General features: G+C 43.2%; 14 protein-coding genes. All 14 read left to right on the plus strand.

Annotated features, from left to right (window positions below; all coding sequences use genetic code 11):
• Positions 1 to 46: 46 nt before the first annotated feature.
• The 14 genes from ACEN8J_RS24940 to ACEN8J_RS25005 all read left to right on the plus strand — a co-directional run bounded on the left by ACEN8J_RS24940 (position 47) and on the right by ACEN8J_RS25005 (position 13,217).
• Entirely contained in the window at positions 47 to 1,207 is a 1,161-nt protein-coding gene (locus ACEN8J_RS24940) for a sensor histidine kinase (RefSeq protein WP_013312293.1), read from the plus strand.
• Positions 1,208 to 1,211: 4 nt separating this feature from the next.
• On the plus strand, positions 1,212 to 1,934 hold the full coding sequence (locus ACEN8J_RS24945) for a response regulator (RefSeq protein WP_340886602.1): 723 nt from the start codon (positions 1,212 to 1,214) through the stop codon (positions 1,932 to 1,934).
• A 169-nt stretch (positions 1,935 to 2,103) separates the two neighbouring features.
• Positions 2,104 to 2,544, plus strand: a complete 441-nt coding sequence (locus ACEN8J_RS24950) for a hypothetical protein (RefSeq protein WP_039271515.1) — start codon at positions 2,104 to 2,106, stop codon at positions 2,542 to 2,544.
• A 200-nt stretch (positions 2,545 to 2,744) separates the two neighbouring features.
• Positions 2,745 to 4,862 (plus strand): ATP-dependent helicase ComFA, encoded by a 2,118-nt coding sequence (locus ACEN8J_RS24955; RefSeq protein ID WP_495594102.1) that lies wholly within the window; start codon positions 2,745 to 2,747, stop codon positions 4,860 to 4,862.
• A gap of 569 nt (positions 4,863 to 5,431) precedes the next feature.
• Positions 5,432 to 5,782 carry a ComF family protein gene (locus ACEN8J_RS24960; protein WP_495594103.1) on the plus strand — a complete coding sequence of 117 codons (351 nt, stop codon included), beginning with the start codon at positions 5,432 to 5,434 and terminating at the stop codon, positions 5,780 to 5,782.
• Between the two features lie 383 nt (positions 5,783 to 6,165).
• Entirely contained in the window at positions 6,166 to 6,633 is a 468-nt protein-coding gene (locus tag ACEN8J_RS24965; RefSeq protein WP_318627928.1) for a LysM peptidoglycan-binding domain-containing protein, read from the plus strand.
• Between the two features lie 747 nt (positions 6,634 to 7,380).
• Entirely contained in the window at positions 7,381 to 7,791 is a 411-nt protein-coding gene (locus tag ACEN8J_RS24970; RefSeq protein WP_039271507.1) for a TIGR03826 family flagellar region protein, read from the plus strand.
• 195 nt (positions 7,792 to 7,986) lie between these two features.
• The gene (flgM, locus tag ACEN8J_RS24975) at positions 7,987 to 8,262 is read left to right on the plus strand and encodes a flagellar biosynthesis anti-sigma factor FlgM (RefSeq protein ID WP_342425343.1); all 276 of its coding nucleotides are present in this window, start codon (positions 7,987 to 7,989) and stop codon (positions 8,260 to 8,262) included.
• A gap of 10 nt (positions 8,263 to 8,272) precedes the next feature.
• Complete coding sequence (locus tag ACEN8J_RS24980; RefSeq protein ID WP_039271503.1) at positions 8,273 to 8,773, plus strand: flagellar protein FlgN; 501 nt, start codon at positions 8,273 to 8,275, stop codon at positions 8,771 to 8,773.
• 15 nt (positions 8,774 to 8,788) lie between these two features.
• Positions 8,789 to 10,369, plus strand: a complete 1,581-nt coding sequence (gene flgK, locus ACEN8J_RS24985; protein ID WP_495594104.1) for a flagellar hook-associated protein FlgK — start codon at positions 8,789 to 8,791, stop codon at positions 10,367 to 10,369.
• A gap of 24 nt (positions 10,370 to 10,393) precedes the next feature.
• Positions 10,394 to 11,302, plus strand: coding sequence for a flagellar hook-associated protein FlgL (gene flgL / locus ACEN8J_RS24990; protein ID WP_340933418.1), 909 nt, complete (start codon positions 10,394 to 10,396; stop codon positions 11,300 to 11,302).
• Positions 11,303 to 11,387: 85 nt separating this feature from the next.
• Positions 11,388 to 11,834, plus strand: a complete 447-nt coding sequence (locus ACEN8J_RS24995) for a flagellar assembly protein FliW (RefSeq protein ID WP_039271499.1) — start codon at positions 11,388 to 11,390, stop codon at positions 11,832 to 11,834.
• Positions 11,834 to 12,070 (plus strand): carbon storage regulator CsrA, encoded by a 237-nt coding sequence (csrA, locus tag ACEN8J_RS25000; RefSeq protein ID WP_495594105.1) that lies wholly within the window; start codon positions 11,834 to 11,836, stop codon positions 12,068 to 12,070. Before ACEN8J_RS24995 ends, csrA begins: the two co-directional genes overlap by 1 nt.
• Before the next feature lie 373 nt (positions 12,071 to 12,443).
• Positions 12,444 to 13,217 (plus strand): flagellin N-terminal helical domain-containing protein, encoded by a 774-nt coding sequence (locus tag ACEN8J_RS25005; RefSeq protein WP_495594106.1) that lies wholly within the window; start codon positions 12,444 to 12,446, stop codon positions 13,215 to 13,217.
• Positions 13,218 to 13,316 lie beyond the last annotated feature (99 nt).

Below are 13,316 nucleotides of genomic sequence, written 5' to 3' on the forward strand. Positions count from 1 at the left end.
ATGGTATGATATATACTTGAAATGCTAGGATTGGAGTAGAACATTTGTGGACTTTCAAGCCGATATCATAGACCGAGTCATTAAAAATGCCATCCAGGTGATGGAGAACAGCAAATATCAGATGTTCGAAATATTGGACACGGCCCGGACCGAGCTGGTCACGTTAAATCAGGAGCTCCAGAGCGTCTTGAAGGAAACAGCAGAAACGATCGAAAAGGTGGACCAGCTGGAAATGAACTATCGGCGGTCCCGCATTCGGTTGACTGAGGTCAGCCGTGACTTCGTTCGCTATTCGGAAGAGGATATCAAGCAGGCTTATGAGAAGGCAACACAGCTTCAACTCGATGTGATGATTTTCCGCGAGAAGGAAATGTATCTCAAAGCCAGAAGAGATGATCTTCAAAAGCGGGCCAAAAGTGTTGAGGCTTCTGTCGAGCGCGCCGAAACCATCGGTTCGCAGATGGGAGTCGTGCTGGAATATTTGTCGGGCGAATTGGGACAAGTGACGCGGATCATCGAATCGGCTAAAAACCGGCAGTTTATTGGTCTGAAAATTATTTTGGCTCAGGAAGAGGAGCGCAAACGCATATCTCGTGAAATTCACGATGGACCTGCGCAGCTCCTTGCGCATCTAGTGCTTAGGACGGAAATTGTAGAAAGAATGATCGCCAAGCAGGAATTTAAGATGGTTCAGGACGAAATAGTAGACTTGAAGAAACAGGTTCGCTCCAGTCTTGAGGAAATGCGAAAGGTCATTTTCAATTTGCGTCCTATGGCCCTGGATGACCTGGGACTTATTCCGACGCTCCGGAAATATGTGCAGGATTTTGAAGAAAAAACGAAGATTAGATCGCTTTTTGAAACAAGGGGCAAGGAACACCGTCTCTCTTCCGCGATGGAAGCAGCCATTTACCGTCTGATCCAGGAAGCTTTGACCAATGCTGCCAAGCATGCTTATCCTACCTATGTGCTTGTTGAGATTACCTATCAGGCGCAGCTTGTAAAAATCGTGGTGCAGGATAATGGTTTGGGCTTTAAGCCAGAGCTTTTTCAGCAAAAAAGCAAAGATCATGGGCATTTTGGTCTGATTGGTATGCGGGAAAGGGTTGAACTGCTCGAGGGGAGAATGGAGATCGAATCAGCTGAGAATCAAGGCACCAAGATAGTGATTCATATCCCAACCAACGTGGAAAAGGGAAAGGAGTAACAACATGGAAAATCAGGAAATTAGCAATACACCCATCAAAGTTCTCTTAGCGGACGATCATCAGTTGTTCCGTGAAGGACTTAAACGTATTTTGAATATGGAGGACGACATTGAGGTCATCGGAGAATGTGGCGATGGTATTCAAGTGTTGGAATTCTGTAACGTAGAGAAACCGGATATTGTTCTGATGGACATTAATATGCCAATCGAAAATGGTGTAGAGGCAACCGAAAAACTGCGTGAGATGTTCCCAGATGTCAAAGTGATCATTTTATCCATTCATGATGATGAAAGCTATGTATTTGAGACGTTGCGCAAGGGAGCCAATGGTTATCTGTTAAAGGATATGGAGGCCGAGTCCCTCATTAATGCTATTCGTTCGGTTCATGAAGGCTATGCGTTTATCCATCCGAAGGTAACAGGTAAGCTCATTCAGCAACTCCGCCGGATGACCTACTTGAATGAAACAGGGGCTATGGCTGAAGGTCATACGAAGGAAGCCGGCGTGAAGTTTGTCGCAGGTGAGAATAATCCATTGACCCGTCGTGAAGCTGAAGTATTGCGTCTGATGGCTGAAGGTAAGAGCAACAAGATGATCGGTGAATATTTATTCATTAGTGAGAAAACGGTCAAAAACCATGTCAGCAGTATTTTGCAAAAAATGGAGGTTGATGACCGTACACAAGCGGTTATTAACTCAATCAAATATGGATGGGTTACGCTGTAAAGTGTAGTTTTTTCATGCATTAGACGATGCAGCTGCTAATAGATATGAATGCTGTACCGCCTTTCACTCCGGGCGATATGTCCGCTCATACAGAAACCCAGTACATAACCGTGACACCTCTTCCTGTTATACGGCATATATTGTCGCTATAGGAGGAGGTGGAACCCTCGTGACGGCTCACTTGGTTTGGATATTGCTTATATACGGTGTGGGGGCCGCTGTCGTGCATCTTATGTATATACGACAGGCGGTTCAGGCTTATCACAATGGTGAAGATTCATGCGCGATATCTTCAGGTCATCGCGCGATTCGCTATATTGTGATTACGTCCAATGACGGAGATCGTGTGGAATGGGTGATGCGTTCGTTGAACATACTTGCCTGGCTGCACCGGAGGCCGCTACATGTGACGGTACTGGATGATGAATCTATGGACGATACGCTACCGATTCTGACACGGCTAGTGCGCTATAGTCATATGGATGTTTCAGTCATTTCAAGTCGTTTTTCACCGGGGAACCCGGTTTTACCGAAGTCAGGCGGTGAAAAGCAGGTTGTTATTGATCTTAGAACAGTCAAGTCGTTGGCGGACGCCCCGCTTGTTCCTTAGCGACAGGGGATTGTGGACATCGTGGTCAAAATCGGATATAAATGTTTATAAACAGTTGTATAGGCAAGACAATAGGGATATCGTTGAGATCTACTTGATGTGAAGCACACTTCAGGCTATTAGCCACAGAAGTGTGCTTTTTTGCTGTTCTCTGGGGTGATAAGAACCCAAAAAGTCATGAATGGGAGGAGAAGGGGAAGGTGAAAATTGCAGTATATGCAGTGAGGTATAAGGGGAATTGGAATCTCCGATTAACTGTGGATATTCGAGTAGATATGACATGGTGGATGAATCCAGATGAGGGGCAGGGGAATGTTGTCGAAAGGTGGGTGTTATTAGGAGATGAGCTCCCCTTGTCCTGGGGAACAAAGCTGTGTGAAACATTTAAGGAATTAGTAGGTATGGAGCGATGGGGGAAACGGCAGTGGTGGGCTTATATTATCGCACAGCTAAAAAGTGAACTGGCTCTTGAACCTTTTGACGGAGAACGAATTTTATCTGGAGGAGTAGAGAATATATGCATTTGGGATCATGTACAAGGTTGGACTTCTCGCACAGAAAGTGGGGATGAGAGACGAGAAACAAAGGGAGGTTTACGTTCTATTCAAAAAAGGGACCTCGTCACGGGAATGGATGGATTGGAGAGGGAGTGTTTAACACGACAAGCGAATGAGCTGGCTAATTTGTTGTCAGGACGCCAGTTACTCGTTCCAGAAGTCGAAGCGCTACTGGCAGAGGCAGCGCCAGGTTTGGAGCGTACTTGGCGATCCGCTGCACAACTTGCATATCTGCAAGGCCGACTAAGCTTTGCTACTGGCCTCGATCCAGCACCTCGCACGCGCTGGTCTGCCGCGCGTACGCATGAACTCCGCTGCAATCGTTGTGGCAGCGGGATAGTGCACCGCACGAGCTGCGCATCGTGCGGCCGTAAGGCGTGCGCCTACTGCGAGACATGTCTCGCACTTGGACGCAGCCGTGAATGCTCGCTGCTGCTGCGCGGTGCAGCGAAACCCGCGCTGCCGTGCACAGCAGGCATAGCCCCGGCGACGGAACTCGACCGCTGGGGGCTAAGCTCAGCGCAGCGTGCCGCCGCCGAAGCGGCGCTGCGCTTTTTAGCCGCACCGCACGGCGGAGTGCGGGGACATTTTCGCCCGGAAGGCCGTGGGCTCCGGGCGTTGTTCCGGCGCGACATGGTTGCGTGCCGGGGATCAGATGCTGCCACTTCGCAGGGCAGCAACCTTGCCCGTAGCAGACAGTCTTCGCCGAAACCTGGCGAAGGTGCGAGGCACAACGCTGCTGATCAGCAGGTGCCTGGTACTAAGGTAGAGCGTTTTTTGCTCTGGGCCGTAACGGGCGCAGGCAAGACGGAAATGATGTTTCCGCTCTTGCAATATGTGCTAGACCACGGAGGAACGGCACTTGTGGCAACACCACGCCGCGACGTGGTACTGGAGTTAGCCCCTCGTTTGGCCATTGCTTTTCCCGATGTGAGCATGGTGACGCTCTATGGGGGAAGCGCAGAACGCTGGCAAAGGGGACAGCTGACACTGGCAACGACACATCAGCTATTGCGTTATCGTCAAGCTTTTGATTTGGTTGTGATTGATGAGATTGACGCGTTTCCTTATCACAATGATCCTATGCTTGCCTTTGCTGCACGAGCAGTATGTAAGCCGAAGGGGAAGTTTATCTATTTGTCTGCTACACCACCGCAATCCTTGCAGAAAGAGGCTGCACGAGGTCTGCTGCCACACGCCAAGGTTCCCGTTCGTTTTCATCGTCATCCTCTACCTGTCCCATTTCGTTTGGGGGCTGCTTCAGTGCAACAATGGCTGCAAAAAGGTCGGCTTCCCGCATCCTTTATTCAACGCCTACGCGTATCCATACAACGTGGGGCACAGGTTTTCCTGTTTGTGACACGAATCTCACATATTCAGGGACTTGTGAAGCTGCTGATTAAACATTTGCCTTATGTACCTATTGCGGGCACCTCCTCACAGGATGAAGAAAGAACCGCTAAAGTACGCTTATTTCGAGCTACTGAAATACGTGTTCTGGTTACAACGACTATTTTGGAGCGAGGGGTAACTGTTCCACGGAGTGATGTGTACGTATTAGACGCGGACAGTAGTCTTTTTGATGAAGCCTCTCTTGTCCAAATGGCTGGTCGCGCGGGCAGGTCCAAGGATGACCCATGTGGAGTTGTTATTTTTACATCCCCCCAATGGACACGAGGTCAAAAAAGAGCAATTAGACAGATTAAACGTATGAATGAACTGGCTCGGAAAAGAGGATACCTGAAGGAGGCGAAGCACTAAATGCATTAAATAAAAAAAGTTTTTTTGGAAATGTGAAACCTGAAACAATGTCGGTACGTAAGCTACCAAGAAAGGTGCATTCTGATATGGGGATGATTCCAACAACCCGTCTATTTTTGAATTGGTTATTCCATCGCCAGTCCCAAACATGTATGGCTTGCGGCACTCTCACAGGTCGTTTTTCCGAATTCCCCGGGATTTGTACTTCTTGTTCACTTCAAATTCCTTGGGTTTACGATATTCGTTGTGTTTATTGTGGACGTCCAACGTCTTGCCCGGATTGCATAAGGCTTCACCGATTAGTACGTTACTATGTGTGCAATCGGAGTGCAACCAGCTATACACCAATGATGAGAGAATGGATTGGGCAGTTCAAATATCGCGGGAATGAAAAGTATGGTTCCCTGCTGGGTGAGATCATGAATTGAGCCTATCAGGCGATGAGGTATGAGTTTGCAGGTCTTAAACATTCTCGTTTCAAGCGATCTTTGTGGAGTGTGGATGTAGTGACCTGTGTTCCGGTAAGTGAGAAGAGGCTGTCAGAGCGAGGTTTCAATCAGGCTCGGATCTTGGCAGAAGAGATTGCTAAGCGGAATAAGCTCCCCTTCCTATCTTTACTTGCTCGTCCACAAGATACAGGCAAACAAAGCTTTAAATCAAAAAAGGAACGCATGAACACAATGAATAATGCGTTTTCTGTTCACCCCAATATGACAAATTTGCTGAAGTCTTTTATTTTAAAAGCTAAATCTCAATCTCAATGTGTTACGGAAAATAAGCTTTCCGTTACCGTTTTGCTTGTTGATGATATTTATACAACGGGGAGCACATTGCAGGCGTGTGCACGTGTTTTGAGAGAAAAGGCATTAGAGCAAGGAATACATTTGACTATTTTTTGCCTGACCTTAGCAAGATCATAAGTCTAAATATCTGGTATTCCCCATAAATTTCGCTTGAAACTATGAAAAAAAGGTTATAATTCTCTTGAAAGAAGGGTTAAATGGTAGAGCAAAAAGTCTTTTAAGCCGTACAATCAGCAGGATTTGACAACAAGCTAGAGAGAGGTATATAATAAAAAATATAGAGACAAACAAAAAGTAAGGAAGTGAGGGATGAAAACAGAATATTTCAATTTAGAGGTTGATTTTTTTGGAAAAGAGGAGTACAATTTCTATCTGTTGATAGCTAACATGATTGGTTATAAGTGATTAGCTAATGACTAAAGAGCGGACATTGGGAGTGTCTCGCTCAGTAGTAAAGCAGTTAATTAAAATTTAAAGTTAAAAAGAGGAGAGAATAAATCATGAAAAACGTAATGAAAAAGGTAGCAGTATCTAGCATGTTGGCAGTTAGTTTAGGTGCAGTATCTTTGTTGAGTCCACTTGCAACAGGTCAAGTAATGGCGAAGTCCAGCTCCGATGACGAAATTCAGCAATTGGAAGACCAACTCATAAGAGAGCAGCAAGAAGCAGCACAGAAAGCATTTGAAGCTAAGTTTTTTAAAACTGAAACTACTGAAAATGCAGCGACTGTAACACCAGCTCAACCAGCTACTGAGAACAACAATCAAGCAACAACCACAAAACCAGCAACAACTACAAATGAAACACCAGCAACTGTAAATACAATCACAGTAAATGTTCAAGAGGGCGACACACTGGCTTCTATTGCTGAAAAATACGGTGTAACTGTTGAAGAACTGGTTAAGATTAACAACCTAGTTAAAGCAGGCCAAGAACTGCAAGTACCGCAAACAAAAACAAATAAATAATTATCATTATAAATGTATAATGAAGTATGTTTTTTAAACCAAGCGTTTGACTATAGTATACGGGAAGGCCACTATTAAAACAATGCTTTTTTGAATAATTATTTGTGGAATAGCTTGTTTTTTTGGGTTGCAAATTTCCACTGGTGCATCTAGCTTGATTTCAGATAGGTTATAAGTTGAGATGATGTTAGGTCCATGAGATTTATGAATACCCACACTCCATGTGCGGAGCATTCGTATGGGCGCCGTTCCCCCGGATTTACAGGACTTTCTTGATGTCATTCGGGGCACAGGTGAACATGAATTCTTCTGAGGATTGTTTCGCCCGGTTTTTCCCTCATCTTGATAATTAATTTCTACATTTACTCATATTCATACAGCTATTTTAATTGTATAATGAAGCGCTATTCCCGAAAATAACTGGAATGGCGCTTATTTTATTTTCTATCTAAAGTACGGAGCAATGTTTGACGATAAATAGACACAGACACTAGACTGAGTTATTAGCTTTCATGGGCTTTCTTTATTTTTATGTCATTGCATATTGATGCATATAGATGTAGAGAAACTTTTGCTGATGGGTCATTCTCTCTTATACTTTTAATATGATAACTTATAAGATGTGCAATTGTGTAAAATCTGAAAATCTCTTTTTGAAATATTTGCTAGACGAGGCTCTTCATTATAAGGTAATGTAAGGATAAAAGTATTTTAAAGATCGGAAATTGGAAAGGGGCGCTACAGAGGATGAATTTGGATAACTGTCCTCGATGTGGAAAGCTGTTTATTATGAACGTCAGGGGAATCTGCCAGAACTGTATTAAAGAAATTGAAATTGAATACGAACGCTGTGTCAAACATATACGTGAGAATAAGGGCATTCATATGCATGAGCTTTCGGAGGCTACTGAGGTATCCGTAAAGCAAATCACGACATTTATACGCGAGGGACGTATTTCCATTGCTAATGCGCCCAATATGACGTATCCTTGCGAGGTATGCGGGATACCGATTCGTGAAGGGCATATGTGCGATTCTTGTCGAACACGTCTGACTAAAGACCTGCATCAGGCTGTACGCGAAAGTAGTAATCAGGATCAAAGTAATAATATGGGCTCAGGTACCTACAGCGCGATTGATAAACTTCGTGGAAAGTAGTACAGGGGAATTAAAAACACATTCAGCTATTCAAAAAGTTTCAAATACCGCCGATAATCTTTATAGAGCTTATCGGTTTTTTTATTTTAGCAACCATGCACAAAATAAAGAAGTGAGGCATAATACGAACCATGTTCGACGCTATGTCGTCTGATACATTCTGACCATATCAAATAACTAAGGAAGGTGGAAGTTATGAAAATTAACGAGACCAACCGCATCGGAGCTATTAATCCATACCAACGAAATATTGAAACAGGACGTCAAGAGGAGCTTAAGAAGTCTCGCCGCAAGGATGAGGTTTCGATTTCTCCAGAAGCGATGGAAATGCTGAACCGCAGCAGTGATGCAAATCGCGTTAAGAAAATCCAGGAGCTTAAGCAACAAGTAGCTTCTGGAACCTATCGTGTAGATGCCGATAAAATTGCAGAGAAGCTGTTACCTTACTTCAAGCAGTCTTCCGAAAGCTAGGTGAAAGATTATGCCTTTAGAGCGATTGATTGATGTGCTGGAGCAGCTTAGAGAGGCTCACGAGCAGTTGATTGCATTAGGAACTCAAAAAAAAGAAGCACTGATATCAAATAAGGTAGATCAGCTCATTCTAGTCATGAATCAGGAATCGAAGATGTCCAGACACATTGAACAGCTGGATGAACGACGCCTGCAGGCAGCATATGAATTTTTGCAGGAACGTGGTATTAAGTCCAAGTTGAATCTCAATATTACGGAGTTGTCTCGTCTTGTGTTTGATGTAGAAGATAAGCAGCGCCTCCTTCACATTCAAAAAAATCTAGCTGATACGCTTGAAGAATTGAAAAATTTAAATGAGTTGAATCAACAGCTTATACAACAGGCGCTTTCCTATATTGATTTTTCTATTGAGAGTATGTCATATTATGCGGAATCTGAAGCGGTTTATCAGCGTCCAGCTGATAAGAGCACGTCATCAGTACGGGCGGGACTATTTGATACACGCGCCTAATTGAAGGAGGAAAACATGGTCTCAACATTTCATGGTATAGAAACAGCGAAAAGAAGCTTAAACACACAAACAGCTGCATTAAATACAACCGGACACAATATCTCGAATGCCAACACAGCTGGTTACTCCAGACAAGTGGTTAGTATGAAGGCCTCGGAATCTATGGAAGCCTATGGTTTGAACCGTTCCGTTGTACGAGGTCAAATGGGTACAGGGGTTGAATTCACTGCTATTGAGCGTGTTCGTCAGACGTTTCTCGACGATCAGTATCGTAATGAAAGTTCTTCTCAAGGTGGATGGGACATCCGTTATGACACACTGAACAAGCTCGAGACCATCATGAATGAGCCTTCCGATACAGGTATCCGTAAGGTCATGGATAATTTTTGGGATTCATGGTCCGATCTGAGCCAAGACCCCCAGGATGTCACGAATCGCAAAATTGTAAAAGAGACTACACTTGCTCTGACAGATGCGATGAACCAGGCTAGTAAGCAACTGGATGCACTCAGTTCTGATTTGACTAATAACGTTACATTAAAAACATCTGAGATGAATTCGTTGTTGCAGTCTGTAGCGGATTTGAATGGCAATATTTATAAATTAGAACAGCTTGGGGATAATCCAAATGACTTGCGGGATCAGCGGGATTATGCAATTGATAAGTTGTCCAAGCTTGCGAATGTGCAGGTAACTCAACTGGATAACGGTTATCAGGTAACGGTGGCAGGACAGATAGCTGTAGCTGGCACAGAGGTAACTGCTATTACGGCGGCTGGCCTTGAGGCTGCATATCAAGGTGGAGCGTTAACTGGTGGCGAAGTGTACGGTATGATTTTATCCAGAGATAAATATGTAGCAGATTATAAAACCCAGATGGACCAGTTAGCTAATACATTGGCAAATGGTAACATTGAAATTACTTTACCTGCAGGTACAGTTCTACCTGAGGGAACGGTATTGAATTCAGGTGTCAACAATGCAGCGGTTACTTACTCAAATGCGAATAACAACAGAACCTTGACCGCGGATTTGAAAGTAACCGTACAAGGAATTAATGGACTCCATCAGTTGGGATACACACTTAGTGGTACGACACCACAAAAGGGCGGGGCGTTCTTTACCTCCAAAGATGGAGCTGCTATTACAGCAGGTAACATTACGTTGAATAAGGATATTCAAGACGATCCAAACAAAATTGCCAGTTCTTTGCGTGTAGATGGAACGGGAACGGCCAATGAGAAGGTGACCGTAGGTAACAATGCATTGGCATTGTCTATGGCGAGCCTGAAAAATGTAAAGTTTGGTTTTAATACAACTCAAGCGCAAAACACCACTGTAGATGACTTTTTCAGTGCAATTGTTGGGCAATTAGGTGTCCAAACTCAGGAAGCAGAGAGACAATCACAAAATGCACAGCTGTTAACTGAGCAAGTGGACTTAAACCGCCAATCCGTCAGCGGAGTGTCACTGGATGAAGAAATGTCAAACATGATTAAGTTCCAACATGCTTACAGTGCGGCTTCCCGGTTCATGACAACTTTTGATCAACTATTGGAAAAGCTGATTAATGGTACAGGCCGCGTAGGTCTCTAGTATAATGAGAAGGTGGAGTAAGCCATGCCAATTCGAGTGACTTCAGGGATGACTAATATGCAACTGCTCAGTAACCTGAATCGAAACAATAATAATATGGGTAAAATGGAGAATCAGATTTCGACTGGTCGAAAGTTGAATAAGCCTTCAGATGATCCAGTAGGGGTAACTTATGCGCTACGTTACAGAGCCGAGTTAGCTTCTAATGAACAATACAAGACAAACTCAGATGCAGCTGTTAGCTGGTTAGATTTCACTGATACAACCATGCAACAAGCCAGTGATGTGATGAAGCGTCTTAAAGAGCTGACAGTTCAGGCTTCAAGTGAAACACTTCCTCAATCCGGCTTGGATTCGATTAAACTGGAAGTTGATCAGTTAAAAGAACAAATGATGAATATTGGTAATAGCCAGCTTCGTGGGAAGTATGTTTTCAATGGACAAAATTATGATCAGATGCCGTATCAGCTATCTGCTACGGTAACAAGTTATGATCAGATTAATCCGGATCAAGGCGCGGTCAGCTATGCAGTTGGAGACCAAGACGCATTTCGGGTAAATACGTCCGGTAGCGATTTTTTTGGGAAATCGACAGATCCTGATAATGTTTTTAAGGTCATGGATGCTATATCTTCTGCACTAAGCAGTGGAAATAGTACGGCAATATCGAGTCAACTTTCAAGTATTGAATCCCGCTTTACTAAAATGCAGACAAGTTTGTCTGAAGTGGGCGCACGTACGAATCGGGTTGAACTGATACAATCCCGTTTGGAAGAGCGAAATTTGAATTTGACGACACTTCAAGCTAAAACGGAAGATGCGGATGTTGCTAGTCTGATGATTCAAGCTACATCTGCCCAAACCATTTATGAAGCCGCCCTGAAATCATCAGCTAAGATCATGCAGCCATCCCTGATGGACTTTATGAGCTGATTTCTATCTCTTTGGCATTTATAATTTGAAGCTATGGACGAGTGGTCCGTAGCTTTTTTGTTACTATATATAGGAGGAGTTACTTATGACCCCAGAACAGAAATTAGATGAAGAGAACCAAGATAAAAATACTAGTCTTTATGTGTTTCCGAAAGGAATACCAGGATTTGAACAACTTCGGGAATTTCAGCTACAGGAGCATAATGAATTATTTAGTCTTTTCAGTGCAGTAGAGCAGCCAGCTACTATTTTTATTACCGTAAATCCATTTGATTTTTTTGAAGATTATGAATTTGAGTTATCTGATGATGCTCTAGAGGATATTGGAATTACAAGTCAGGAACAGATATCAGTACGATGTATTTGTACATGGAACAGTGATCAATCCAAAACAACAGTTAATTTGCTTGCGCCTTTAATTTTTAACATTGAACAGCAGACGGGAAAGCAAATTGTTTTGCAAAATACGAACTATACAATTAAGCATCCCTTGTGGAATGAAATAGAGTCCAGCAAAGGCGGTGAGTCCTAATGCTGGTATTAGCACGTAAAAAGGGTGAATCCATCGTAATTCAGAATGATATCGTTATTACAGTTCTTTCTGTTGAAGGAGATACGGTGAAAATCGGTATTGATGCGCCTAAGGATATCGATATTTACAGAAAAGAAGTCTTTGATGCTATTCAGCAAAATAATCAAGTTGCTGTTATGGATTCGAATGCTATTCAAAATGCAATGTTGGAAATGGATAAGAGAAAGTCTGATTAAACAATAATAGTAGTACACTTTCATTGAGAAAGGCCGACACGAGTAAAGTGTCGGCCTTTGTTTTATGTTTATTCATCTGGAACAGTGCTTGATATAATCATGTATTCCACGTTTATCATCTAGGGGGTTGTTTGATGGCTTAAGTCAGATGTGGGACAGATCGGATTTGGGCAAGGTCATCATTATAGAGATGTTGACTTTTAGTCGTAGACTTCTAAGAAAATATTTCAAAAAAAGCTGAAATGCTATAAACAATTATAGCTTAAGGGTCGATATATATTTTAGAGCGGTAATTCTTCAGGGCGGCCGACCTGTGAAGACGCTTATACCACAAGGATGTGGGAATCAAACCATTTCAGGGAGGAAACTTAAAATGATTATCAATCACAACTTACCTGCAGTAAATACACACCGTAACATGCAATTGAACAACACAGCAGCAAGCAAAAACATGGAAAAATTGTCTTCAGGTCTTCGTATCAACCGTGCTGCTGACGATGCTGCTGGTCTCTCCATCTCCGAGAAAATGCGCGGTCAAATCCGTGGTCTGGAACAAGCACAACGTAACGTTCAAGATGGTATCTCTTTCGCACAAACAGCTGAAGGTGCAATGAACGAAGTATCCTCTATGTTGACTCGTATGAAAGAACTGAGCGTTCAACAATCCAATGATACTTACAGTGCTGGCGATAAATCTAACATCAAAGCAGAACTTGGTCAATTGGGTAGTCAAATTGACGCAATTCTGTCCAACACTAAATTCAACGGCATTGCAATTTCTGGTGGAACTGGTGTGAAAATCCAAGCTGATGATAACCAGTTCGTGATCACTATTAAAGGTATTAGTTCTGCTCGTTTCAGAGGTCTTACTTCTGCAGTTACTTTGTCTGCTACAACAGCTGCAATTGAAGCTGTTGCTAAGCAACGTGCGAACCTCGGTGCTATGCAAAATCGTCTGGAATACACTTCCAACAACTTGGGCACAACTGTAGAAAACCTGACAGCTTCCGAATCCCGTATTCGTGATACTGACATGGCAAAAGAAATGGTTGCTCTGTCCAAAAACAACATCTTGCTGCAAGCTTCACAATCCATGTTGTCACAAGCAAACTCCGCGCCACAAGGCGTACTGTCATTGCTGCGTTAATTTTAAACGACAACCATTACAAAAAAAAGATCCTGCCTTTCGCAGGATCTTTTTTTGTTTTATTTTAATTTTTTCGTAAATAATTGCACCTATTTACCG

The organism is Paenibacillus sp. Paensp38 (genome assembly GCF_059491915.1).

What these genes read in the sequence shown, in the direction of transcription:
- flgK (WP_495594104.1), top strand. Translation starts at nt 8,789, where the DNA reads ATGGTCTCAACATTTCATGGTATAGAAACAGCGAAAAGAAGCTTAAAC.
- ACEN8J_RS24970 (WP_039271507.1), top strand. Translation starts at nt 7,381, where the DNA reads ATGAATTTGGATAACTGTCCTCGATGTGGAAAGCTGTTTATTATGAAC.
- ACEN8J_RS24945 (WP_340886602.1), top strand. Translation starts at nt 1,212, where the DNA reads ATGGAAAATCAGGAAATTAGCAATACACCCATCAAAGTTCTCTTAGCG.
- ACEN8J_RS25005 (WP_495594106.1), top strand. Translation starts at nt 12,444, where the DNA reads ATGATTATCAATCACAACTTACCTGCAGTAAATACACACCGTAACATG.
- ACEN8J_RS24980 (WP_039271503.1), top strand. Translation starts at nt 8,273, where the DNA reads ATGCCTTTAGAGCGATTGATTGATGTGCTGGAGCAGCTTAGAGAGGCT.
- ACEN8J_RS24965 (WP_318627928.1), top strand. Translation starts at nt 6,166, where the DNA reads ATGAAAAACGTAATGAAAAAGGTAGCAGTATCTAGCATGTTGGCAGTT.
- flgM (WP_342425343.1), top strand. Translation starts at nt 7,987, where the DNA reads ATGAAAATTAACGAGACCAACCGCATCGGAGCTATTAATCCATACCAA.
- ACEN8J_RS24995 (WP_039271499.1), top strand. Translation starts at nt 11,388, where the DNA reads ATGACCCCAGAACAGAAATTAGATGAAGAGAACCAAGATAAAAATACT.
- csrA (WP_495594105.1), top strand. Translation starts at nt 11,834, where the DNA reads ATGCTGGTATTAGCACGTAAAAAGGGTGAATCCATCGTAATTCAGAAT.
- flgL (WP_340933418.1), top strand. Translation starts at nt 10,394, where the DNA reads ATGCCAATTCGAGTGACTTCAGGGATGACTAATATGCAACTGCTCAGT.